The organism is Sphingobium sp. HWE2-09, assembly GCF_035989265.1.
Taxonomy (GTDB): Bacteria; Pseudomonadota; Alphaproteobacteria; order Sphingomonadales; family Sphingomonadaceae; genus Sphingobium.
In genome coordinates, this window is record NZ_JAYKZX010000003.1 from 140,672 (window position 1) to 164,965 (window position 24,294).

Annotated in this window: 23 protein-coding genes; 11 read left to right on the forward strand and 12 right to left on the reverse strand. The window is 64.0% G+C overall.

Annotation, left to right across the window (positions count from 1 at the left end):
* The first annotated feature begins 1 nt into the window (after position 1).
* The 4 genes from rplS (at position 2) to U5A89_RS06280 (ending at position 4,328) form a co-directional block, all read left to right on the forward strand.
* Entirely contained in the window at positions 2-367 is a 366-nt protein-coding gene (gene rplS, locus U5A89_RS06265; RefSeq protein WP_338160340.1) for a 50S ribosomal protein L19, read from the forward strand.
* Positions 368-739: 372 nt separating this feature from the next.
* Positions 740-3,217: a TonB-dependent receptor plug domain-containing protein gene (locus tag U5A89_RS06270; protein WP_338160341.1), complete on the forward strand. Its 2,478-nt coding sequence runs from the start codon at positions 740-742 to the stop codon at positions 3,215-3,217.
* A gap of 69 nt (positions 3,218-3,286) precedes the next feature.
* Entirely contained in the window at positions 3,287-3,811 is a 525-nt protein-coding gene (locus tag U5A89_RS06275) for a GNAT family N-acetyltransferase (protein WP_338160342.1), read from the forward strand.
* Positions 3,812-3,872: 61 nt separating this feature from the next.
* A complete protein-coding gene (locus tag U5A89_RS06280; RefSeq protein WP_338160343.1) occupies positions 3,873-4,328 on the forward strand; it encodes a hypothetical protein in 456 nt (151 codons plus the stop codon).
* A gap of 3 nt (positions 4,329-4,331) precedes the next feature.
* Here the strand turns inward: U5A89_RS06280 and U5A89_RS06285 are convergent, their stop codons facing one another.
* Both U5A89_RS06285 and U5A89_RS06290 read right to left on the reverse strand, forming a co-directional pair.
* Entirely contained in the window at positions 4,332-5,606 is a 1,275-nt protein-coding gene (locus tag U5A89_RS06285; protein WP_338160344.1) for an MFS transporter, read from the reverse strand.
* A gap of 113 nt (positions 5,607-5,719) precedes the next feature.
* Positions 5,720-6,517, reverse strand: coding sequence for a TrmH family RNA methyltransferase (locus U5A89_RS06290; protein ID WP_338160345.1), 798 nt, complete (start codon positions 6,515-6,517; stop codon positions 5,720-5,722).
* 172 nt (positions 6,518-6,689) lie between these two features.
* Here U5A89_RS06290 and U5A89_RS06295 point away from each other — a divergent pair, with 172 nt between their 5' ends.
* Entirely contained in the window at positions 6,690-7,769 is a 1,080-nt protein-coding gene (locus tag U5A89_RS06295) for an AI-2E family transporter (protein WP_338160346.1), read from the forward strand.
* Between the two features lie 72 nt (positions 7,770-7,841).
* Here U5A89_RS06295 and U5A89_RS06300 read toward each other — a convergent pair whose 3' ends face one another.
* The 6 genes from U5A89_RS06300 to U5A89_RS06325 form a co-directional block, all read right to left on the reverse strand.
* Complete coding sequence (locus U5A89_RS06300; protein ID WP_338160347.1) at positions 7,842-8,114, reverse strand: HPr family phosphocarrier protein; 273 nt, start codon at positions 8,112-8,114, stop codon at positions 7,842-7,844.
* Positions 8,111-8,515, reverse strand: a complete 405-nt coding sequence (locus U5A89_RS06305; protein WP_338160348.1) for a PTS sugar transporter subunit IIA — start codon at positions 8,513-8,515, stop codon at positions 8,111-8,113. Before U5A89_RS06305 ends, U5A89_RS06300 begins: the two co-directional genes overlap by 4 nt.
* A gap of 22 nt (positions 8,516-8,537) precedes the next feature.
* Positions 8,538-9,470 (reverse strand): RNase adapter RapZ, encoded by a 933-nt coding sequence (gene rapZ, locus U5A89_RS06310; protein ID WP_338160349.1) that lies wholly within the window; start codon positions 9,468-9,470, stop codon positions 8,538-8,540.
* Positions 9,467-9,916: an HPr kinase/phosphorylase gene (locus U5A89_RS06315; protein WP_338160350.1), complete on the reverse strand. Its 450-nt coding sequence runs from the start codon at positions 9,914-9,916 to the stop codon at positions 9,467-9,469. The genes rapZ and U5A89_RS06315 overlap by 4 nt, the downstream gene beginning before the upstream one ends.
* A 64-nt stretch (positions 9,917-9,980) precedes the next feature.
* On the reverse strand, positions 9,981-11,582 hold the full coding sequence (locus U5A89_RS06320; RefSeq protein WP_338160351.1) for a sensor histidine kinase: 1,602 nt from the start codon (positions 11,580-11,582) through the stop codon (positions 9,981-9,983).
* A complete protein-coding gene (locus U5A89_RS06325) occupies positions 11,551-12,255 on the reverse strand; it encodes a response regulator transcription factor (RefSeq protein ID WP_338160352.1) in 705 nt (234 codons plus the stop codon). The genes U5A89_RS06320 and U5A89_RS06325 overlap by 32 nt, the downstream gene beginning before the upstream one ends.
* Before the next feature lie 275 nt (positions 12,256-12,530).
* Here U5A89_RS06325 and U5A89_RS06330 point away from each other — a divergent pair, with 275 nt between their 5' ends.
* From U5A89_RS06330 to U5A89_RS06340, 3 genes are all read left to right on the forward strand, one after another.
* On the forward strand, positions 12,531-14,132 hold the full coding sequence (locus tag U5A89_RS06330; RefSeq protein ID WP_338160353.1) for a phosphoenolpyruvate carboxykinase: 1,602 nt from the start codon (positions 12,531-12,533) through the stop codon (positions 14,130-14,132).
* Between the two features lie 184 nt (positions 14,133-14,316).
* On the forward strand, positions 14,317-14,634 hold the full coding sequence (locus U5A89_RS06335) for a hypothetical protein (protein ID WP_338160354.1): 318 nt from the start codon (positions 14,317-14,319) through the stop codon (positions 14,632-14,634).
* 162 nt (positions 14,635-14,796) lie between these two features.
* Positions 14,797-15,615 (forward strand): ferredoxin--NADP reductase, encoded by an 819-nt coding sequence (locus U5A89_RS06340; protein WP_338160355.1) that lies wholly within the window; start codon positions 14,797-14,799, stop codon positions 15,613-15,615.
* A 152-nt stretch (positions 15,616-15,767) separates the two neighbouring features.
* On the opposite strand, the gene U5A89_RS06345 is transcribed toward U5A89_RS06340, so the two are convergent.
* Complete coding sequence (locus tag U5A89_RS06345; RefSeq protein ID WP_338160356.1) at positions 15,768-17,594, reverse strand: DUF885 domain-containing protein; 1,827 nt, start codon at positions 17,592-17,594, stop codon at positions 15,768-15,770.
* A gap of 87 nt (positions 17,595-17,681) precedes the next feature.
* Positions 17,682-18,230 carry a hypothetical protein gene (locus U5A89_RS06350; protein WP_338160357.1) on the reverse strand — a complete coding sequence of 183 codons (549 nt, stop codon included), beginning with the start codon at positions 18,228-18,230 and terminating at the stop codon, positions 17,682-17,684.
* Between the two features lie 78 nt (positions 18,231-18,308).
* Here U5A89_RS06350 and U5A89_RS06355 point away from each other — a divergent pair, with 78 nt between their 5' ends.
* Both U5A89_RS06355 and U5A89_RS06360 read left to right on the forward strand, forming a co-directional pair.
* Entirely contained in the window at positions 18,309-18,704 is a 396-nt protein-coding gene (locus tag U5A89_RS06355; RefSeq protein WP_338160358.1) for a type II toxin-antitoxin system ParD family antitoxin, read from the forward strand.
* On the forward strand, positions 18,701-18,997 hold the full coding sequence (locus tag U5A89_RS06360) for a type II toxin-antitoxin system RelE/ParE family toxin (RefSeq protein ID WP_338160359.1): 297 nt from the start codon (positions 18,701-18,703) through the stop codon (positions 18,995-18,997). Before U5A89_RS06355 ends, U5A89_RS06360 begins: the two co-directional genes overlap by 4 nt.
* 109 nt (positions 18,998-19,106) lie before the next feature.
* Here U5A89_RS06360 and U5A89_RS06365 read toward each other — a convergent pair whose 3' ends face one another.
* Positions 19,107-20,273 carry a pyridoxal phosphate-dependent aminotransferase gene (locus tag U5A89_RS06365; protein ID WP_338160360.1) on the reverse strand — a complete coding sequence of 389 codons (1,167 nt, stop codon included), beginning with the start codon at positions 20,271-20,273 and terminating at the stop codon, positions 19,107-19,109.
* A gap of 360 nt (positions 20,274-20,633) precedes the next feature.
* A complete protein-coding gene (locus U5A89_RS06370; protein WP_338160361.1) occupies positions 20,634-21,794 on the reverse strand; it encodes a pyridoxal phosphate-dependent aminotransferase in 1,161 nt (386 codons plus the stop codon).
* A gap of 158 nt (positions 21,795-21,952) precedes the next feature.
* On the opposite strand from U5A89_RS06370, the gene ptsP reads away from it, so the two are divergent.
* Positions 21,953-24,226 (forward strand): phosphoenolpyruvate--protein phosphotransferase, encoded by a 2,274-nt coding sequence (gene ptsP, locus U5A89_RS06375; protein WP_338160362.1) that lies wholly within the window; start codon positions 21,953-21,955, stop codon positions 24,224-24,226.
* Positions 24,227-24,294: the final 68 nt, after the last annotated feature.

The window sequence follows — 24,294 nt, forward strand, 5'->3', positions numbered from 1 at the left end:
TATGAACATCATCCAGCAGATCGAGGCGGAAAGCATCGCCGCCCTCGGCAAGGACATCCCCGATTTCCGCCCTGGCGACACTCTGCGCGTCGGCGTGAAGGTGGTCGAAGGCGAACGCAGCCGCGTCCAGAACTATGAAGGCGTGTGCATCGCGCGTTCGAACAAGGGCATGGGTTCCAACTTCACCGTGCGCAAGATCAGCTTCGGCGAAGGCGTGGAGCGCGTATTCCCGCTCTATTCGCCCAACCTCGATTCGATCACCGTCGTCCGTCGTGGCGTGGTGCGTCGTGCGAAGCTCTACTATCTGCGCGGCCGCACCGGCAAGCGCGCCCGTATCGCCGAGCGTCGCGACACCCGCGAAGGTTGAGGCGCGAAGGTTAATCCAACGCAGTCTGGGCGTTTATCAACGCTTCTTGACAGTTGTAAAAAGGAAACAGGCGGTGACCCCCGGGGTCGCCGCCTTTTTCTTTATGTTACAAGGATTTGACAATCCCTGACGACCGTCCGGCTTTGGATGGCGGTGAAGGATTTTGCAGTGCGGCATAAATAGCGTTTCGCGCCATGGCGGATTCATGCCAGCCTTCCGTTTCCAGACATTGCTGAGTGTTTCCAATATCGGACCTGCGGGTTTCCGGTCACGGCGGCATTCGCGCCGAATAACTGCGAATAAGCAGGGCGACGACAAGAGAAGACGATCCGGGAGAGGCCTTCAACGATAGCAATATTAGGGGGCTGTTACATGCGCTATACAAGTCTTGTTTCCCGCGCCGCCATCGCGATCGCGATCAGTTCTTCCGCCACCGTATTTGCCCAGGATGCCGCGCCGCAGGCCGCCGCCGTCGATGAGGGCACATCCATCATCGTCACCGGCACCCGCGCCACGGGCGTGACCGCCGCCGAAAGCGCCGCGCCGATCAAGGTGATCGACGCGGCTTCGCTGGAAAAGGTCGGGCAGCCCAACCTCAACCAGGTGCTGACGCAACTGGTGCCATCCTTCACCGCGCAGGCCTTTGGCGGCGATACCGCGAACCTGACGCTGTCGGCGCGGTTGCGCGGCCTCAGCCCCAATCATGCGTTGATCCTGGTGAACGGCAAGCGGCGTCACGGCACGTCCAACCTGCATGTGTTGAGCGGTCCCTATCAGGGCGGCGCCGCGCCGGACCTGGACATGATCCCGCCCGGGTCGATCGGCCGCATCGAAGTGCTGGAGGATGGCGCCGCCGCGCAATATGGGTCCGACGCGATCGCCGGTGTCATCAATATCATCCTGAAAGAGGATAAGGGGTCGATTTCCGGCAATCTGACCGCCGGGCAATATTACGAAGGCGATGGCACCACCTATTCGGGCAGCGTCACTTTCGCGCCTGACGTGGGGCCGGACTCCTACCTCAACTTCACCATGTTCCACCGATATCACGGCTTTTCCCAGCGCGGCGGGATCGATCGCGGCATCTATGATCGCGATGGATCGATCAGCACGGACCTGTCGGCCGAACATCAAGCGATGGCGGCGATCGGCCTGCCCAACGCGCCCAACACCAACCGGATCGTCGGCGACGCGCGGTCGACGCTGACGACGATCGTCTATAATGCCGGGCATGATTTTGGCGGCGTCGAACTCTATGCCTTCGGCACCTATGGCCGCCGCGATGCGAGCGCCTATGAAAATTACCGGCAGCCCTGGCGCGTCTCTCGTTCCCCGGTGCTGGGCGTGGCGGGTGAGCAGATCCTGTTCAGCGCCACCGGTTTCAACCCGCGCGAAGCGACGAAGGAGGATGATTTCTCCAACACCGGCGGAATCAAGGGTGAAGTCGGCGGCTTCCGCTGGGATCTGAGCACGACCTACGGCCAGGATTATGCCAAGCTCTACACGCTGGATTCCGCCAATCGCACGCTGTTCATCAACACCGGCAGTTCGCCATCCAACTTCTATGACGGCTTCCTCAAGGCGTCTGAATGGACGAGCAACCTTGACATCGCTAAGGAGTTCGAGGTCGGCATGGCGTCGCCCGCCAACCTGGCGTTCGGCGCGGAATATCGCAAGAACAGCTTCACCATCGGCAAGGGCGATTTTGCATCGACCTATTTTGAGGGTGGGCAATCCTATCCCGGCTTCCTCGCCACCGATTCGGGCCGACATACGCGCAACAACAAAGCGGCCTATGTCGACCTGGCGCTGAATCCGGTCGACATGTGGAAGATCGACGGTGCGGTGCGTTACGAGGATTATAGCGATTTCGGCACCAAATGGACGTGGAAGGTCACCAGCCGCCTCGATTTTACCGACCAGATCGCGGTGCGCGGGACGGTTAGCACGGGCTTCCGTGCGCCGTCGCTGCTGGAATCCTATTATAGCTCGACCAATGTCGGGCCGACGTCGGCTTATGTGCAGTTGCCGCCCAACTCCGACGCGGCCAAGCTGCTGGGCTATGAGGATCTGAAGCCGGAGACGTCGACCAACTACAGCCTGGGCCTGGTCCTGCGCCCGATCCCGAAGCTCAACATCACGGTCGACGCCTATCAGATCAAGCTGAAGAACCGCATCGTTGGTACGGGATCGATCCAGGGTCTGTCGAGCGGCACGGTGGTCAACCAGGCGGTGCTCGACGCCATCGCCGCCCATGGCAATGTGCTTGATCCCTATGTGCTGGAAGTGGGCGACGCGGGCGTCAGCCTGTTCACCAACGGCGCCGACACGCGCACGCGCGGCGTGGATGTGACCGCCAGCTATCCGACGCCGGTCGGGGACGGGAGCATCCTGTGGTCGCTGTCGGCGAACTTCAACGAGACGAAGATCACCAAGCTGCGGATCGCCGAAAGCCTCTATGCCGCCGATTCGCGCAGTATTCTGGAAGACGCCTCGCCCAAATATAAGGTCATCGCCGGAGCGCTTTTCACGATGGGGGGCTTCAGCGTCAATCTGCGCGAAACCTTCTATGGCAAGACGTCGCAGGTGATCATCTTTGGCGACACCACGCCGACCGTAAGCGTGGGCGCGGCGGCGATCACCGACCTTGAAGCGAGCTATGCGATCAATGAAGGGCTGACGCTGACGGTGGGCGCGAACAATCTGTTCGACAAGAAGGCCGATACGATGCCCAACGATGCGAACGACATGCCCATCGATGGCGCCCGTGTGCTGGATGCGCCGATCAGCATCTCGCCCTATGGTATCAATGGCGGCTATTATTATGGACGCGTCAGCTTCAAATTCTGATCGTAACGACGCAATGGGGAAAGGCCGGTCGCTGGTGCGCCGGCCTTTTTCATTGGATATGGTTTTTGCATGATCTCTTCGCTGTCTCACCGTCTTGCGACCAGCGCAGACGAACCGGCCTTGTCCGCGCTCATGACGCTGGCGATCGAGCGGTTGCAATCGTCCTTCCTGACGCCGGATCAGGTCGCGGCCAGCCATGGCTTCATGGGGCTGGACAGCCGCCTGATCGAAGACGGCACCTATTTCGTGATCGAGGACGCAGGCGCGCTGGCCGGGTGCGGCGGATGGAGCAGGCGCGCGACCGCCTATGGCGGCGATCATAGCGCGGGACGGGACGATCGGTTGCTCGATCCTGTGAGCGAGGCGGCGAAGGTGCGGGCGATGTACACTCACCCCGATCATGTGCGGAAAGGGGTGGGGACGCTGATCCTTTCGCTCTGCGAAGCGGCGGCCAGGACGGAGGGTTTCGGCGCGCTGGAACTGACGGGCACGATGGCGGGCGTGCCGCTCTATCGCAGCTTTGGGTTCGAAGGCGTGCGCGCGTTCGAGGATAGCGGGGTGCCGATGCTGTTGATGCGCAAGGCGCTGGGCTGAGCGGTCGGAACCGGGTGCACGCATAGGTGCTTGTCTTGCCGAACGGGCAAGAGGAGCGATTATGCGCAGATGGTCATGGATGATCGCGGGCGGCGTGGCGATGCTGGCTGGCGCGGTGTCCGCCGCCGGTGGTAGCGTGTGGCATTACAGCTTTCAGAACGGCATCGGCGAATATCTGACCGGGGAATGGGATTCGCCCACCGGCGGCGCGCTGAACCTGTCGTGCAAGGACGGCCGTGTGACGATCATGGCGCAGATCAAGGGGCAGGCGCCACCGGCAGGCAGCCGGTTGCGGCTGGTCGCATCGTCCCGTGCAGGATCGCGCGAACATGGATTCATGACCGACGGGCAGGGCAGTGCGCGGATCACCGATGCTGTGGGATCGGCGGACTTCCGTGCGCTTTGGGCGGACTTGCGGGCGCGCGACATCGTGACGCTACGCTATGCCGACGGGCGCTGGACCGTGCTGTCGCTGGCAGGCGCGCAGAAGACCTTGCCGCGCGTTCCCTGCGATTGACGGTCAGGGGTTGCGGCTGGTGAACCAGAGACCGCCCAGGCTGATGAGCGCCGCCACTGACATATAGACGCCGACCAGCCCTACGCCCTGCGCGCCGATCAGCCAGGTAGCGACGATCGGGGCCAGCGCGCCGCCGACGATGCCGCCGAGGTTGAAGGCGAAGGACGCGCCGGTATAGCGCAGCTGGATCGGGAAGAGGGCGGGGAGATAGGCGCCCAACGGACCGTAGATGAAGCCCATGGCGAACAGCGCAAGGCTGAGCGCGATGAAGATCGGCAGCAATGCGCCGGTGCCGAGCAGCGGGCCGAAGAGCAGGCCCATCGCCACCGTGCCGACGCAGCCCCAGGCGAGGACGCGGGTGGGGCTGGTCCGGTCCGCCCACCAGCCGGCGATCACAATGCTGACCGCCATGAACAGGATCGCGCCCAGCTGGATCGACAGGAAGCTGCTGCGGCTGATGGCTAGGGTGGTGGTGCCATAGCCGAGCGCGAAGGCGGTCGCGATATAATAGACCGCGAAACAGGCGGCGCAGGCGAAGGTGCCCGCGATCGCTGCGCCCAGATGCGAGGAGAGCAGAGTGGCGAGCGGCACGGCGGGCGGCGGCGTTTCCTTCTGCGCGGCGGCGAACTCCGGCGTTTCGGTGAGTTTGAGGCGGACCCAGAGGCCCAGGATCACCAGCACCGCGCTGCCCAGGAACGGCAGGCGCCAGCCCCAGGCGAAGAAGTCCGCATCGGTCAGGAACGCGCCCAGGATCAGGAACAGGCCGTTGGCGGCGATGAAGCCCACCGGTGCGCCCAGTTGCGGGAACATGCCGAAGCGGGCGCGCCAGCCGGGCGGGGCGTTTTCGACCGCCAATAGTGCCGCGCCGCCCCATTCGCCGCCTAGGCCAAAGCCCTGGCCGAAGCGCAGCAGGCACAGGATCAGCGGCGCCCAATAGCCGATCATCTGATAGGTCGGCAGGAAACCGATCAGCAGCGTGCAGCCACCCATCAGCATGAGCGAGGCGACCAAAGTCGCCTTGCGCCCGATGCGGTCGCCATAATGGCCGAACACCGCCGCGCCGACCGGGCGAGCGAAGAAGGCGAGGGCGAGGCTGCCATAGGAGGCCATCAATTGCGCGGTGGGTGAGGAGGAGGGGAAGAAGAGCGACGGAAAGATCAGGCTGGCGGCGGTAGCGTAGATGTAGAAGTCGTAAAATTCGACCGCCGTGCCGATCAGGCTGGCCGACAGGACACGTTTGTGCCGCCACATTTCGCCGATGCCGCTTGTCTGTGTCATATCTTCCTGCCCCGCCCCGTTCTATCCGCTTTTGACCCATGTTCCCCGGCGAAGGCCGGGGTCCAGTTCCGACGGCAGGACTGGACCCCGGCCTTCGCCGGGGAACATGACGCCTATCGCTTTCGTTTCTGATTCAGCAACTCATAGGCCATGACCGCTGTCGCCACCGCCGCGTTCAGGCTGTCGGCCTTGCCCAGCATCGGCATCTTCACCAACTGGTCGCATTCCGCCTCGTAGCTTTCCGGCAAACCCTGTGCTTCGTTGCCGACCAGCAGGAAGCTGGGGCTGGCATAAAGCGGTTCCTGATAATCCTGCGTGGCTTTAAGGCTAGTGCCGATCAATTCGCCCGGTCCGGTGCGCAACCAATGCATGAACTCACCCCAGCGCGCTTGGGTGATCGACTGGGTGAAAAGCGCGCCCATGGAGGCGCGGACCGATTCGACCGAGAAGGGATCAACGCAATCGTCGATGAGGATCAGGCCGCCCGCGCCGACCGCATCGCCCGTGCGCAATATGGTGCCGAGGTTACCGGGATCGCGCAGCGACTGGGCGACGATCCAGATGTCGGCCTTGCTGCGATCGAGCTTGTCGAGCGGGGTCAGGCGATCGCGATAGACGCCGACGACCGCCTGGGCATTGTCCTTGCCGCTGATCTTGGACAATATGTCGGGCGTGGTTTCGATGACGTCGCCGTCGACCGCTTCCATTGCGGCGATCAGCTCGAGCGCCAGCGGATGCGTCGATCCGGCATGGAACAGCATTTCGGGCAGCACGCCTTCCTCGCGCGCTTCGGTCAGGATGCGCAGGCCTTCGGCCAGGAACAGCCCTTCGGCCTTGCGGTGCTTTTTTTCGCGCAAACTGCGGACGCGCTTCACCAGCGGGTTGGAAAATCCGGTGATCTCACGTGCCACGTCTGTGCTGGTCCCTTGATGAACAGGTCCGATGCTCTAGCGGCGGGCGGCGGAAAAAGACAGCAGGCTTTGCACGGTCGCCTGGCCCTGTCTAAATGGGCATTGCAGCGTCCGTAATGGAACCGCAACGATCGCCATGGATTTCGCACCCGTTCTTGCCTAGGGGGAAATCATGACCATACCACCGTCCCGTAGCTACAAGTTGGAGGACGGTTTCTTCCTCAGCCTTGTCATATTGGTTTCGATCGCCTTCGCGGCGGTGCTGGAACCCTTCTTCGCCGCCGTGTTGTGGGGCGTGATCGTCGCGGTGCTGTTCTGGCCGATCCAGCAGCGCATTTCCGCCCGGATGCCGGGACGACGCAATAGCGCGGCGCTGATCACCCTGCTGCTGATCATCGCCATCGTCATCATCCCCGCGATTCTGCTGGTCAGCGCGCTGATCACGGAGGCGGCGCATGTCTATGCGCAGATCCAGTCAGGGCAGATCGATTTCGCGCGCATGTTCGCGCAGATGCAGGCGGCGTTGCCCGAATGGGCGCATGGCATGTTGCGACGCTTTGGCCTCAACAATTTCGACGCGGCACGGGTGACCGTGACGCGCGGCCTGACCAGCAGTTTCCGCACTTGGGCGGGGCAGGCGCTGCTGATCGGGCAAAGCGCGTTCAGCTTCATCATCGCGCTGGGCGTGATGCTGTACCTGTCCTTCTTCCTGCTGCGCGATGGGGAAAAGCTGTCGCAGCGCTTTTCCGAAGCCGCGCCGTTGCGTCCGCACCAGCGCGAGGCGTTGCTGACCCGTTTCGTCGTCGTCATTCGTGCAACGGTGAAAGGCAGCCTGGTCGTCGCCATCGTGCAGGGCGTGCTGGGCGGGCTTATCTTCTGGGCCGTGGGTATCCAGGGCGCCTTGTTGTGGGGCGTGCTGATGGGCGCCTTCTCTCTGTTGCCCGCGATCGGCGCGGCGATCGTGTGGGGACCGGTGGCGCTATATCTGTTCGCGACCGGTGAGATTTGGCAGGCGGTCGTGGTGGTCGCCAGCGGTGCGCTGATCATCGGGTCGGTCGACAATGTGCTGCGCCCGATCCTGGTGGGCCGCGACACGCGCATTCCCGATTATGTCGTGCTGATTTCCACGCTGGGCGGGATCGAATTGTTCGGCTTCAACGGGATCGTGATCGGGCCGGTGATTGCGGCCTTGTTCATCGCGACGTGGAATATCTTTACCCAGATGCGCAGGGAAGGCGAGATCGTGGATTGATGGCCTGGGGGCAGGGGCGCGCGTTTCGCCAAGATACTCTGGACCCCGGCCTTCGCCGGGGAACGGTACTAATCATTCCTCGCCGAATTTGTCTTCGACCAGGCCGACCAGCTTGCCCAGGCAATCGGAGGCTTCAGGACCAGTGGCCTTGATGACGATGCTGTCGCCCATCGCGGCGCCCAGCATCATCAGGCCCATGATCGACGTGCCGGTGACGTGATTGCCGTCCTTGCTGACGACGATGTCGGATGGCAGGCCGCTCGCCAGGGTCACGAATTTGGCGCTGGCGCGGGCGTGTAGGCCGCGCCGGTTGCTGATACGGACTTCCTGGCTGATTTCATTCATGTGGTGCTGCCCAACAGTTCCGACGCTACGCTGATATATTTCTGCCCCGCTTCGCGCGCGGCGGCAACCGCAGCGCGCACGTCCATGACCTTGCGCGCGCTTTCCAGGCGGATGAGCATGGGGAGGTTGATGCCCGCGATCACTTCGATCTCACCCGCCTTGAGCAGCGAGATGGCGAGGTTGGAGGGCGTGCCGCCGAACAGGTCGGTCAACAGGATGACGCCCGATCCCGTGTTCACGCGGGCGACCGCCGTCGCGATATCCGCGCGGCGCAATTCCATGTCGTCTTCCGGCCCGATGCAGATGGTTTCGATCTGCTGCTGAGGGCCGACCACATGTTCCATGGCTACGACAAATTCGGTCGCGAGCGACCCATGGGTGACGAGTACGAGTCCGATCATGTGCTTCTGCGGCCCACCTGCTTCATGATATTGCTTTCGGGCCTCCCGGACGACGCTTCTCCAGACTGTCCTGGGGCGTCGATTCAATATTGCGGTGCAAGACCGTGGGCGAAAAGCCCGCGGCTTGCAAGTAGTTCGCGACACGTTCCGCCACATGGACGGAGCGGTGCTTGCCCCCCGTACAGCCGAACGCCACGGTGATATAGGCCTTTCCGCCCTCCGAATAGCGCGGCAACAGGGTGGCGAGCAGATCCTCGATCTTCCCCACCGCTTCCTCATAAGCGGGATCGGCCTGGATATAGGCGGCGACCTCCGGGTCCAGCCCGGTCTTGGGCCGCAGGTCCGCGTCCCAATGCGGGTTGCGCAGGAAGCGCATGTCGAACATCAGGTCGGCATTGCGGGGCACGCCGCGCGAAAAGCCGAAGGACAGGATCGTCAGCACTGGGTCCGACAGGCGCTCGCGGGAGAAGCGGTTGCGAATTTCCTGTTGCAGCGAGTTGCTGGTGAAGCCGGTCGTGTCGATCACCTGCGTCGCCCAGCGGCGCAGCGGTTCGGTCAGTTCGCGTTCGCGGGCGATGCCATCGGCGGCGGGGCGGTCGAGCGCCAACGGATGGCGACGGCGGGTTTCGGCGAAGCGTCGCTCCAGTTCGGTGCCGGAGCAATCGAGGAACAGGGTTTCGATGTCGTGGCCATGGCGTTCGCGCATCGCCTTGATCCGCTGGACGATGGCGTTGGCGTCGAAGTCACGGGTGCGCGCGTCGATACCCAAGGCCAGCGGCCGCTCGTCCGCGCCCGCATGGCCCGCGGGCAGGGGGGTGTCGAGCAGCCGGTCGAGCAGGACGAGGGGAAGATTGTCCACCACTTCCCAGCCCATATCCTCCAGCGTCTTGAGCGCTGTGGTCTTGCCCGCGCCTGACAGGCCCGACAGCAGCAGGATGGACTTGGGTTGGCTCATGATGCGGCCAGATCTTTCAGCCCCAGCGCCTTGAGCGCCAGTTCGACCTTGATCGGGGCGGAGGCTTCGAACGGGGCGATTTTCACCACCGGCACGTCGATCCCGGCGATCGCGCGATGGAAGGGAGTGAGCGGCATCCGGTCGACCTTGTCGAACAGGTCAGCGAGCAGCGCGACGGGCGCTTCCTCCACCACCGGCATGGCGACGATGCCCAGGCCGCGTACTTCCATCTTGCCCCGGATCGTGTCGGGTGCGGTGGCGAGCAGCCGCCCGTCGATGCGCTTGATCAGGCTGTAGTCGTCGCTCACCAGCACGGCGCCGCGATCGATCAGGCGGAGCGCCAGATCGGACTTGCCCGCGCCGCTCGGCCCGCAGAGCAGCACGACGCGGCCGTCAATAGCCACGCTGGTCGCATGTAGCGTTTCGGATGAAAGTGCGCGCGCCATATCCCCGGCATCCTTCTAACCTGTGTTGGCGATGTTGGGAATGATGTTGGGGCGGCGGCCCGTCCTATTCCGAAACGATGCCCGGGTCGCGCTCCACCGCCATCGGCAGGCGCAGGATGAAACGCGCGCCGCTTAGCGCATCCTCGCGGTCGCCGATGCCGATCTTGCCCTGATGCCCTTCGATGATGGAGCGGGCGATGGCGAGGCCCAGGCCCGAATGTTTGCCGAACGTCTCCCCTTCCGGGCGGACGCTGTGGAAGCGGCGGAAGATATGTTCGCGCTCGGACTCCGGCACGCCCGGCCCTTCATCCTCCACGCTGACCAGCACTTCATGGTCGGCGACGGTGGCGATGATCTGCACCAGGCCGCCGTCGGGCGAGAAGGACACGGCATTGTCGATCAGGTTGTCGAGCACGCGGATCAGGCGGCCTTCCTCGCCCAGGACCACTGCGACATCCTTGCGCGGGCGGGCGAAGGCCAAGCGGACGCTGCGCGGCACGCCGCGCGCTTCGCGGGCGATCACCATGCGTTCGATCAGCAGGCCAAGATCGATCGGCTCGAACCGGGTGCGGGAGAGTTCGGCGTCGACGCGCGAGGCTTCTGCGATGTCGGTGACGAGCCGGTCGAGGCGGCGGACATCGTCCTGGGCGATGGCCATCAACTGGTCGCGCAGATCGGGCCGGTCCACGCCCACCCGGTCGAGCGAATCGAGGGCGGAGCGCAGCGAGGCGATCGGATTCTTGAGTTCGTGACTGACATCGGCGGCGAAGGCATCGGTCGCGTCGATCCGCTGACGCAGGGCGTGGCTCATGTCGGACAGGGCGCGGGCGAGCATGCCGATCTCGTCGCGGCGTTCGGGCAGGCGGGGCACGGTGACTTCGCGCGCACGGCCCAGGCGCACGCGCACGGCGGCGCGGGCTAGGCGCTGGAGCGGGCGGACGATGGTGCGCGCCAGGAACAGCGAGAGCAGCACGGACGCGAGCGCGGCGACCGCCAGCACCATGCCCAGACGCAGCCGTTCGGCGCGGACGATACGGGTGATGTCGCGCGCATTTTCCGTCGCCAGCAGCCCGGTGCCGTCGCGCACGCCGGTTGCCGCGGAGATCATGAAGGTGCGGTCGGGGGCGTAGCGGTTCATCGCCTGCGGCTGGCCGGTCTTGCGCGCCAGCCGCAGTTCGGGCCAATGTTCGGCACGATCGACCGTCGGCTCGGTGAAGTCGGGCGGCCGGTCGGCCGACACGATCCGGTCCACCGCCTTGTCCAGGAAGCGGGCGACGTGGCGCTGCCATTCCTCTTCCGCTGGCGACCGCAGGCGGTAGCGCGGCGCGTCCATGGTGAAGCTGTCGGCGATCAGGCGGCCATCGGCGGCGTAGCGACGCACCCGGTCGCCGGTCTGGCGGGCATAGGCGGCGATCAGCGCATCGTGCCGGTCGGCAGGCGCATTTTCCAGGCCGATGGCGAGCAGCTTCAATTCGCGGGCGGACTGTTCCAGTCGCGCATCGACGATGCGGGTGCGATAGCTGTCGAGATAGAAGAAGCCCCCTGCCAGCAGCGCCAGCGCGAAGACGTTGACGGCCAGGATGCGGGGCGTGAGGCTGATCCGCCCGGACCAGCGCAACCCGGCATCGCTGCCGTCACTCCTCCGAGAAACGATATCCGGCGCCATAGAGGGTGTCGATTGCATTGAAGTCGGAATCCACCTCGCGGAATTTGCGCCGCAGTCGCTTGATATGGCTGTCGATCGTGCGATCGTCGACATAGACGTCGTCCTGATAGGCGGCGTCCATCAACTGGTTGCGGTTCTTGACCACGCCGGGCCGCTGCGCAAGCGTTTCCAGGATCAGAAATTCGGTGACGGTCAGGGTGACGTCCTGCCCGTTCCATTTGACCCGGTGGCGCGGCGGGTCCATTTCCAGGCGGCCACGCACGATCGGGTCGGCGACCGGCTGGTCGGGCGCGTCGGACGCCTTGCTGACTTCGGCGCGGCGCAGAATGGCGCGGATGCGCGCCAGCAGCAGGCGCTGCGAGAAAGGCTTGGCGATATAATCGTCCGCGCCCATCGCCAGGCCCAGCGCTTCGTCAAGCTCGTCCGCCTTGGATGTCAGGAAGATGACCGGCATCTGGCTTTTTTCGCGCAGGCGGCGCAGCAATTCCAGGCCGTCCATGCGCGGCATCTTGATATCGAACACCGCCAGATCCGCCGGATTGTCCAGCAGTGCTTTCAGCGCGCTTTCGGGATCGGAATAGATGCGCGTCACAAAGCCTTCGGTCTGCAGCGCGATCGACACCGATGTCAGGATATTCTTGTCGTCATCCACCAGGGCGATGGTTGCGGTCATGCGGTGTCCCAGATGATGGTGAAAGGGATTGAGGGGCAGCGTTAGACCAAGGTGATGGTCGTCGCAAGAAAGCTGAACGGAAGGTCGTGCGCCCGGACCGTCGATATTCGGGACAAATGGCTGCGCGCGGGGATTTGACGCTGTCCGCCCAAAGCCCTATGCGTTTGATCGTCAGCAGCAAGGGACGCCGTGCGATACAAACGGCGCCCAAGGGGCGGATCGGTCGCGAGCATGAAGATACGCGATACGAACATATCATATTCAGGAGCAAAGGCGTGCAGGCCAAATCCTCAATCTCCCTGGCGGACCAGGGCATTACGACCAATGCCACCCAATTCTGGAATCTGGGCACCGCCCCCCTGGTCGAAGCCGCGGTGCGCAACGGCGAAGGCATATTGTCCAAGGACGGCCCGCTGGTCGTCAAGACCGGCAAGCATACCGGCCGCAGCGCCAAGGACAAGTTCATCGTCCGCGATGCCGAGACCGAAAATACCGTCTGGTGGGGTGCCACCAACGTCGCGATGACGCCCGAGCATTTCGCCGCGCTGAAGGAGGATTTCTTCAAGGCGCTGGGTGAGAAGAGCACGCTCTATGTCGCCGACCTGTTCGGCGGGTCGCAGCCCGAACATCGCGTCAATGTGCGCGTGATCAACGAGCGCGCCTGGCACAATCTGTTCATCCGCACCCTGCTGGTGCGCCCCACCGCCGATGAACTGACGGGCTTTGCGCCGGAATATACGATCATCGACCTGCCGACTTTCAAGGCCGATCCGGCCCGTCATGGCAGCCGCAGCGAAACCGTGGTCGCGGTCAACTTCACCGAGAAGCTGATCCTGATCGGCGGCACCGCCTATGCCGGTGAGATGAAGAAGTCGGTGTTCGGCATCCTCAATTACCTGCTGCCGGTGAAGGGCGTGATGCCGATGCATTGCTCCGCCAATATCGGCCCCAATGGCGACACCGCCGTCTTTTTCGGCCTGTCGGGCACGGGCAAGACGACCCTGTCGGCGGACGCCAGCCGCACGCTGATCGGCGACGACGAGCATGGCTGGTCGGACACGGCGGTCTTCAATTTCGAAGGCGGCTGCTATGCTAAGATGATTAACCTGTCGGCCGAGGCCGAACCGGAAATCTTCGCCACCACCAAGCGCTTCGGCACGGTGCTGGAAAATGTCGTGATCGATGAAGACACGCGCACGATCGACCTGGACGACAACAGCCTGGCCGAGAACAGCCGCGGTTCCTACCCGATCGACTTCATCCCGAACACGTCGGAGAAGAATCTGGGGCCGGTGCCCAAGAATATCATCTTCCTGACCGCCGACGCCTATGGCGTGTTGCCGCCGATCGCGCGGCTGACGCCGGAACAGGCGATGTATCACTTCCTGTCGGGCTATACCGCGCGCGTCGCCGGGACCGAGATCGGCGTGACCGAGCCGACCGCGACCTTCTCCACCTGCTTTGGCGCGCCGTTCATGCCGCGTCACCCCAGCGTCTACGGCAATCTGCTCAAAGAGCGGATCAACAAGGGCGGCGTGACCTGCTGGCTGGTCAATACCGGTTGGGCGGGCGGCAAGGCGACGATGCCCGGCATCAAGCGGATGCCGATCAAGGTGACGCGCGCGTTGCTGAACGCGGCGCTGGATGGCAGCCTGAACGAAGCCGAGTTCCGCACCGATCCCAATTTCGGGTTCGACGTGCCGGTCGCGGTCAATGGCGTGGAGCCGACCATCCTCGACCCGCGCGCCATGTGGGCGGACAAGGATGCCTATGACGCGACGGCGGCGACGTTGGTCAACGCCTTCGTGGACAATTTCGCGCAGTTCGTGGACCATGTCGACGATGGCGTGCGTGGGGCTGCGCTGACGGCGGCTTGATATAATCCTTGGTGCTCCCGCGAAGGCGGGAGCCTAGTTCTGCCCTTTCCACGATGTGGTAAGGTGGAACTGGGTTCCTGCCTTCGCAGGAACACATAGTGCCAAGAGCCGGGGTGATTCCCTGGCTCTTTTGCTTTTGGCGAGGGGCGGCGAGTGCTATGCTGGCGCCGTTATTGATGGAGTCATGAGCATGTTCGACAATCTGATCGGCAAGATGGGTGGGCTGGAAAGCATTGCGGCGCAGATCGGCGTCAGCCCGGAACAGATGCAGGCCTTGCTGAGCGAGATCAGCGCCAAGATCGGGTCGGGCGAAACCAGCGTGTCCGCACTGGCGGAGACGGCGGCGGAGCATGGCGTGTCGGCGGACAAGTTGCAGGAATTGCTGGGCACCTTCGGCGGACCCGAAGCGATATTGGGCAAGCTGGGCGGCTTCTTCGACAAGGATGGCGATGGTAGTCCGATGAACGACCTGAGCGGCTTTGCCAAAGGCCTGTTCGGCTGAACGTAGCGGGCGCTCGTGTGAAGGACGCCCTATCGCCGCGACAAGTTTTTTTGGCCTTGCCTTCGCCATGCGGGCAGGCCAATTGCGGGTCTGGACTTTATTGCGAACGATCCGCAAAAAGCATCGCCGTCCGGCGGTGCACAGCATTGCAAGGATAAGGTGTTGACCGACGTGACGATCGAAAAGCCGGTATTGGAACCCACCGGCGCGCTTTCCGTGGAAACCGTGCTGTCGGTGAAGCACTGGAACGAGCATCTGTTCAGTTTCCGCATCACGCGGCCCGCCAGCTTCCGCTTCCGCTCGGGCGAGTTCATCATGATCGGGTTGAAGGGCGATAATGGCAAGCCGTTGCTGCGCGCTTACTCGATCGCCAGTCCCGCCTGGGACGAGGAAATCGAGTTCCTGTCGATCAAGGTCGAAGACGGCCCGCTGACGAGCAAGTTGCAGCTGATCGAGCCGGGTGACCAGATTTACCTGGGTCGCAAGCCGACCGGCACGCTGGTGACGGACGCGCTGTTGCCGGGCAAGCGGCTGATCATGTTGTCGACGGGGACCGGGCTGGCCCCGTTCCTGAGTTTGCCGCGTGACCCGGACGTGTACGAGTTTTACGAGCAGGTCGTCGTGGTGCATTCGGTGCGCCGGGTGAGCGACCTGGCCTTCCGCGAGGAGATGGAAGGCAAGTGGGCGGAAGACCCGCTGGTGTCCGAACAGGCCGCGACGCAATTCCATTATGTGCCGACCGTGACGCGCGAGCCATTCGACGGGCATAGCGCGCGGATCGACAAGCTGGTCGAAAGCGGCGCGTTGTTTGAGGGGATTCCGGGCGCGGCGAAGTTCGACCCCGAAACCGACCGGATCATGATGTGCGGCAGCATGGAAATGATCAAGCAGTTCGGGGCGTATTTCGAAGCGGAAGGGTTCACCGAAGGCTCCAACGCGGCGCCGGGGCAGTTCGTGATCGAGCGGGCGTTCGTCGGGTAAGCGCAGATTTTGATTGTGTAGGAAAGGGCCGGGGGAGCGATCCTCCGGCCTTTTTTATGCTGGGATTTAGGGCAGTGTGCTCCCGCGAAGGCGGGAGCCCAGTTGAAACGGTGCGACTGGGTTCCCGCCTTCGCGGGAACACGATGTTCTGGCTATGCCCCCTTCCGCTCCTTCACCCAGGCGTCGATGCTCTTGCCAAGCACGGTCATCGGCACGCCGCCGCCCTTGACCACGGCGTCGTTGAACAGGCGGAAGTCGAACCTGTCGCCCAGCGTCTTTTGCGCCTGTGCGCGCAGGCGGACGATTTCGCCATGGCCGACCTTGTAGCCGCAGGCCTGGCCGGGCCAGGCGCAGTAGCGATCGACTTCGGCCTGTACGTCCTCGACGGTCGAACCGTTGGTGGTGGCGAACCAGTGGATGGCTTGGGTCCGCGTCCAGCGCTTGGCGTGGAGGCCGGTGTCGACCACAAGGCGGCAGCAGCGATAGGCGATCGATTGGAGATAGCCCAGCCGCCCGGCGATGTCGCCGTCATAGGCGCCCAGTTCGTCGCCCAGCTGCTCGGCATAGAGCGCCCAGCCTTCGCTATAGGCGTTGAAGGCGAGGAGCGAGCGGATCAGCGGCAGCTTGTAGGTATATTCGCCCTGCCAGATATGGCCGGGAATGCCTTCATGATAGCAGAGCGTGGGTAGGCTGTAGCGCGGCCAGATGCTGGTATCGCGCAGGTTGATATAATAGTTGCCGGGGACCGATCCGTCGATCGATCCCGCCCCGGCATAGGCGCCGGGCGCGCCCGCTTCGATCTCCACCGGTACGCGTTTGACGATCAGCTTGGCGGGGACCAGCGTCGCGAAGGCGCGGGGCAGGCGGGTGCGGATGTCGGCCAGGCGGCCGTCGATGAAGTTGAGGATCTGCGCGCGGCCCGCGTCAGTGTTGGGGAAGAGATATTGGGGGTCTTTGCCCATCGCGGTCATGCGTTCGCCGACCGTGCCTTTGGTCATGCCAAGCTGTTTGAGCAGGCCGTCCATCTGCGATTGCAGCGCGGCGAGTTGGGCGAGGCCAAGCTTGTGCACTTCCTCCGGTGTCATCGTGGTGGTGGTGCCGGCCTTGAGCGCCCAGGCATAATAGGCGTCGCCCTGCGGCAGTTTCCAGACGCCCGCGTCCATCGTGGCGGTGGCGCGCTGGCGGGTGAGTTCGGCGATCTGGGTGGTGAGGGCGGGGGCGACCTGGTCCTTCACGATCTGCGCGGCCTTGGCGGCATAGTCGCCCGGCATGTCCTTGGTCCGGCGGGCGATGGAGGCGACGGGCACTTGCTGGTCGATCGGCTGGGCCTGCACGCTGTTCATTTGCTTCAAGGTTTTATCGAGCAGGAAGGCGGGGGCTGTGACGCCGATGGCGGCGTCATGTTTGAGACGTTCGGTTTCGCCCGCCAGGTTCGCGGCATAGGCGGTGAGGCGGGCGAGATAGGCGTCGGCGTCGGCACTGTTGGCGATGGCGTGGTTGGAATCGAGGAAGTCGGGGGTTTCCACGAAGCTGCCGGTATTTTGCGCGACGGCATAGGGGCTGTTGCGGTAGGACCAGTTGCTGTTCATGATCGCCATGTCGCCGAAGGGGAAGGCGAAGCCTTCGTCCGCGGTCTGATGCGCGGTCAGCGCGACTTCGACATCGATGCGGGTCGCGGGCGATAGCGGGGCAAGATCGATAGCCCGCAGGCGGGCGAGGCGGTCCTTCACATGGGCGGCAATCTGCGCTTGCCCTGCGGGCGTCTTGTTGCCGAGGCGGCTTTTGAGCGGCGCGCGCGCGCCGGTGTCGATGCCAAGGCCGCTGGCGCTTTCGGGCGCGTCGGCCAGCATCGCTTCGGCCATGTCGGCGAGCAGCGCCTGGGCGGCGGCGTCCGGCGTGGCGGCGGCGCGGGCGGGGAGGGCGGACAGGCTAAGGGCGGAAGCGCCGACGGCGAGGAAATCGCGGCGGTTGGTGCGCATGAGGGTGGGGGTCTCCGGTGGAAATGTTGCGCTTAACTTCGCATATTTCCCGCAGATTTCGACATGTTATTTCCTACCGGCGACAGATTATGACAAGGGCGCTGCGTGCGGTGGTGGTGCGGCGGAGCCGCCCAGCGCCGTCAGGGCGGGCCGCAGCGCATCCCATTCCGCCGGGCTGAACGGGCCAAGATCAGCCAGCCTGCCCAGCATGTCCCGCGCGGCGATACGCTGGCGATGCGGCATCATCGCACGCGCGCCGCTGCCGTCCGCGCCCAGGGCGCGCAAGGCCGCGAATAGCAGACGGAGGTTGGTGTGGGTGCGCATGCCGACGATCTGGCCGCGCCGGACGATCGGGCGTTCCTGTCGTTCCCTGGCGAGCGCGACGGCGCGGGCGCGGCTTTCGTCCAAGCCCATTTCCAGCGCCCAGTCCCAGGCGGCGGCGAAACTCTCCGCGCCGAGACGTTGTCGCAGATAATAGGCCGATCGCGGCGTACAGCCCACGCTGCGCGCCGCCTGCGCCACCACGCCGCAGCGGGACAGGGCGGCGATGAACGCCAGTTGCGCGTCCGGGGTCCATCCGCGCGCGCGGCGGGCATGGGGGACGGGGGTGAAGTGGAGGAGATCTGGTTGGGTCATGCCGGGGAGGGTGGCATGGTTGGGGGTGTGTAGGACAGGGGGCGGAGATGAGTTTGCGCCGTGCTATAGCGGGCCGTCGTGCTGCAAAGCGTTCTGATTGGAAACGTCTTCAATCACTTCACGCCGCCGACGAGCTTAAGCGTTGAACGTGGTGGCAATTTTTGCCATATCGGAGGTTGGAGGTGTCGGCCGATGGCGACCATGAATATTTCGCTGCCCGACCTTATGCGGGACTATGTGCAAAATCGCATCGATAGCGGCCAATATGCCAGTGTCAGCGACTATGTGCGCGACCTGATCCGCCGCGATCAAAGCGCGATTATGGACGAAGAGCGCTGGCTGAAGGAACTGGATGCGTCGATCGATGAAAGCCTGCAGGAGATGAAGGCCGGAGGCGGCCATGATTTCGACGAGGTTTGCGATGCTCTTATTGCCGACATTCAGACAATGACGAACGGTCAATCCCGTCCATGACGGTCGCGCTGTCCACACGGGCTATGCGCGACCTGGAAGGCATCCGGAGATATATCGAAAAGGATAACCCTGCACGCGCGATCTCTTTCGTGGGCGAGTTGCGCGACATTGCCAAGCGCTTGGTGGACATGGCACGCGCCTTCCCGCTGGTTCCGCGCTACGAGCGATATGGGATCAGGCGGCGATCTCACAAAGGATATGGGATTCTCTATTCCGTCGAGCCGGATCGCATTTTCATCCACCGGATCATCGGGCCAGGACAGGATTATGATGCCGCCTTGCACCTGAATTGAGGGCGGTAGGACGCTGGATCGCAAGGAATGACGGGCTTTACCCGCCCGCCCACAAAAAAGGCGCCCGGTTGCCCGGACGCCCCTTTCCTTCGTAACGGTGGCGGTCGCCTTAAGCCTTATAGACTTTCTCCACGGCGGCGCGGAATTTGGCCATGTCGTCGGCGGAACCGACGGTCACGCGCGAGACGGTGGGCCAGATGGGCCAGTTGCGGCCGATCTGTACCTTTTCCGGCGAGGCGAGCAGGGCGGCCTGCATATCCTTGGCGGGCTTTTTCCAGTCGACCATGAACATGTTGGCCTGGCTGCCCGGCTGGACGGCGATGCCCTTCTTGGTGAGCCAGGCGATGGTTTCGTCGCGGTTGCCGATCATTTCGTTGCGGCGCGCCTTGATGAGGGCGGCTTCCTTATAGACCGCATTGCCGCAATGCATGGCGGTGATCGCCAGGCCACCGGCCGAGGGGCCGAAGAGCGAGATGCGCTTCTGCACTTCGGGATCGGCGAAGGTGAGGCCGAGGCGCACGCCCGCCATGCCGAACAGCTTCGAGAAGGTCCGCATGACGATGATGTCCTTGCGGGTGCCGATCAGCGAGGCGGCGCTGGGCGCTTCGGAGAAGTGGATATAGGCTTCGTCCACCAGCAGCATGGAATCGGCGGGCTTGTTATCGAGCAGCCATTTGATGTCGGCCAGCGGGGTGATGGTGCCGGTCGGGTTGTTGGGCGTGCAGATATAATAGAGGCCCGCATTCGGATTGGCGGCGAGCATGGCCTTCACGTCATGGCCCTTGCCGATGGCCTGGGGCGCCTTGGCAATGGGCGCCTTCATATAATCGGCGGTGCGCCAGGCGGATTCGAAGGTCGGATCAGCGGTCACCAGCCCTTTGGTCGGCGAGCAATAGGCCGCCACGATGCTGACCAGCGGGCCGCCCGAGCCGGGCCAGGGCATGACCTGCGCTTCGGGGATGCCTTCTACCGCGGCGACGGTCTTGATGAGGTCGCCCTTATAATTGTCGGGATCGTACCAGTTGCCGAACGAGGCGGCTTCGGCGGCGGCCTGAACGCCCGAAGGGAAAGGGCCGGTCCAGCATTCGTTGGAGCCGATGCGCACCGCGCCCTTGACGCCGCGCGCGGCCTGCTGCTGCGCCATCGCAGTGCCGCCGAGCAGCGAGCTGGCGGCGACGCCCGCGCCCAGCAGCGCGGTGATTTCACCCAGTTGGCGGCGCGAATAGCCGCGCTCGATCATATCGTCCTTGGCATCCTTGGTCAGCATCATGGTCATGTCGTCCGTCCCCTGTCTGCAATGGCATCAGTCACATAGGGAGAGACGAAAAGGCGGCGCATTTCCGCAATGCGCCGCCTGAGATTTTATGGAAATTTTGTGATGCGAGGTCAGGTCGGGATGGATGAAACGAGAATATCCCGTTTACCGTCACCCCGGGCTTGACCCGGGGTCCCGCTTATCCGTCGTTGAACAGTGTCGTGCCGTCCAAGAAGGCAGCGGGATCCCGGGTCGAGCCCGGGATGACGAGGATTACGGTTTTACTGCGCGTCGCCCGGCCCGCTTCGCAGCGTCATCCCGGGTCAAGCCCGGGATGACGAGGGGGAGGGTAGCGCGTTTGTGCATCCTCCCATGCTGCGCTTACGCCTTCCACACCTTGTCGATGGCGGCGTTGAAGGCTTCCATTTCGGCCATGGAGCCGACCGACACGCGCGAGACGGTGGGCCAGATCGGCCAGTTGCGGCCGATCTGCACATTGGCGGCGAGCAGGGCGGCCTGCATGTCCTTGGCGGATTTGGTGCCCCAATCGACCATGAACATATTGGCGTGGCTACCGGGGATGACTTTGATCCCCTTGGCCTTCAAATGGCTGACCGACTTTTCGCGCGCGGCGTCCATTTCGGCGCGGCGCGCCTTGATGAGGTCGGCCTGGGCGACGGAGACGGTGCCGCAGGCGACGGCGGTCATCGGCAGCATCGCCGTCACCTGCCCGCCATCATAGCGCATCATCTTTTCCATGAGCGTAGGCGACGCGAAGGTGAGGCCCAGGCGCATGCCTGCCATGCCGAACAATTTGGAGAAGGTGCGCAGGATCAGCACATCGTCGCGGGTGGCGGCGAGCTTGGCGGCGTTGGGGCCGTCGACCCAATGAATATACGCTTCGTCCACGACCAGGATCGAATCCTTGGGCTTGTTGTTCGCCAGCCATTCGATGTCGGCGATCGGTGTGACGGTGCCGGTCGGGTTGTTGGGCGAGCAGATATAATAGACGCCCGCATTGGGGTCCGCCGCCAGCATCGCCTTTACGTCATGGGCATAATCCTTGGTCAGCGGCACTTTCTTGACCGGCGCGCCGATCCAGGCGCCGGTGCGCCAGATGGCTTCATAGGTCGGGTCGGCGGTGACGATGCCGCGCGTGGGCGAGGCATAGGCGATGGCGACGCGGCTCAAAGGGTCCGACGAGCCGGGCCAGGCAGTGACGCGATCGGCGGGAATGCCCTCCACCGCGGCGACGGCGTCGAACAATTTCTGATGCTCATTGTCCGGTTCGTAGCGATTGCCTTCCTGCACCAGCTTGAAGGCGGCTTCGGCGGCGACGGGGAAGGGACCGGTCCAGCATTCGTTGGCGCCGATGCGGACCGCGCCTGCGACCGGCTTGGCCGCCTGCTGCGCGCCTGCGCCGGTAATGCGGATGGCGGCTGCGCCCGCGCCCAGTAGGGCGGCGACCTTCGCCATCTGGCGGCGCGAATAGCCGCGTGTCGCCAGTTCCTGTTCCATTGCCGGTTCCAATTGTGCTGCCATGATCCCGTTCTCCCTGCGCGCCCGTAACGGGCTTCCAGCTTGCTGGACGATTGTACAGAATGTTTCCGCCATGCAAATGCGTTCCGCTCAATAATATTGGCGGGGCCGTCATAGGAAACGCCTTGGAAAGCGGGGCGTCAATCTGTTAGCGCTGGACCATGCCCAGCACACCCGCCGCCGCCGCCCGCCAGATCCTCATCCGCCTGCAGGAGGTCATGGCCGCGCGCAACAGCGCCCAGGCCAAGCTGAACAAGGTGGTGGAGATTATCGGCGAATCGCTGTCGAGCGAGGTCTGTTCCATCTATCTGGTGCGCGAGGGCGTGCTGGAACTGTTCGCGACGCGCGGGTTGAAGCAGGAGGCGGTGCATGTCACCCGCATGGCGAAGGGGGAAGGGCTGGTCGGCCTGATCGCCACCAATGTCGAAACGCTGAACCTGGACGAGGCGGCGTCGCATCCCGATTTTTCCTATCGCCCCGAAACCGGCGAGGAACTGTTCCATAGTTTCGCAGGCGTGCCGATCGTACGGCGGGAGCGCGCGATCGGCGTCCTATGCGTGCAACATGCCGATCCGCGCAAATATGAAGAGGTGGAGATCGAGGCGCTCCAGACCGTCGCCATGGTGATGTCGGAGCTGATCGCCAACGCCGAACTGGCCGATGACGGGCCGACCGACATGCGCGTGACGGACACGGGCACGACGATGCTGCATGGGTTGCAGCTGGTGATGGGCATGGCGCGGGGGCATGTCGTGTTCCACCAGCCGCGCGTCCATGTCGAACATACGGTAGCGGAGGATACGGAAGCCGAGCGACAGCGCGTCATTTCCGCCTTCGCCAAGATGCGCGAGCAGATCGACCGGATGACCGGCGCGGCCGAGTTCGGCATGGAGGGCGAGCATCAGGAGGTGCTCGAAACCTACAAGATGTTCGCCTATGACGAAGGCTGGACGCGGCGCATCAACGAGGCGATCGACAGCGGCCTGACCGCCGAAGCCGCGATCGAGCGGGTGCAGCAGCGCACCCGGATGCGGATGCGGCAGATCGACGACCCGTTGCTGTCCGACCGGATGCACGATCTGGAGGATCTGGCGAACCGGCTGCTGCGCATCGTATCGGGGCAGCTGGGCACGGCGGCGCAGATGGGGTTGCGGCAGGACGCGATATTGATCGCGCGCAACCTGGGTCCGGCGGAATTGCTGGAATATGACCGGCGACGGTTGAAGGGCGTGATCCTGGAGGAAGGATCGCTGACCGCCCATGTCACCATCGTCGCGCGCGCCATGGGCGTGCCGGTGCTGGGCCGCGTGCGCGACATCCGCCATCTGGTGAATGAAGGCGACCTGGTGCTGATGGATGTGGGCGCCAATGCGCTGCTGATCCGCCCGACCGCCGACATGGAGGAAGCGTTCGAGACGAAGCTGCATGTGACGCAGAAGCGGCGTGCCGAGTTCGTCGCGATGCGCGACCTGCCGTCGGTGACGGCGGACGGGCAGCGGGTGGAGTTGATGGTCAATGCGGGCCTGCGCGAGGATGCGCAGGCGCTGGACCTGGTCGGCGCGGACGGCATCGGGCTGTTCCGCACCGAATTTCAGTTCCTGGTGTCGGCGACGTTGCCGCAGCGGGAGAAGCAGCAGCGATTATATAAGGATGTGCTGGATGCGGCGGGGGACCGGCCGGTGATCTTCCGCACCGTCGACATCGGCGGGGACAAGGCGCTGCCCTATATGCAGCGCGACGATGACGATCATGAGGATAATCCGGCGATGGGCTGGCGCGCGCTGCGGCTGGCGCTGGATCGCGATGCGTTGATGAAGGCGCAGGCGCGCGCGCTGTTGGAAGCGGCGGCGGGCAAGATGCTCTACGTGATGTTCCCGATGGTGTCGGAACCATGGGAATATGAACAGGCGCGCGCCCTGTTGGAGCATCAGCGCGAATGGCTGCAATCGCGCAAGAAGAAGCTGCCGATCGCGGTCAAATATGGCGCGATGCTGGAGGTGCCGGCGTTGGCCGAGGTGCTGGACATCTTGCTACCCAAGCTGGACTTCCTGTCGATCGGCACCAACGACCTGACGCAATTTCTCTTCGCCGCCGATCGCGCCCATCCCAAGCTGGCCGAGCGGTATGACTGGCTGAGCATCGCGATATTGCGCTTCCTGGACCGGGTGGTGCGCACCTGCCACGATTATAAGGTGCCCGTCGGCGTCTGCGGCGAGATGGGCGGGCGCACGCTGGAGGCGATGGCGCTGGTGGGGTTGGGCGTGCGGCGATTGTCGATCACGCCTGCGTCGGTCGGGCCGGTCAAGGCGATGATCCGCATGATCGATGCGGAGGAATTGCGGGCAGAAATGCGCGAATTGCTGGACGGCGGGGTCAGCGATATTCGCGGGCGCTTGACCCAATGGGCGGTTGAACGGCATATCGAATTGGGCTGAAATGGCTGGACGCGGCGTTGACAATGCCCGTCCCGCAATGAGACAAGGCCCGACATCACAGGTCGCGG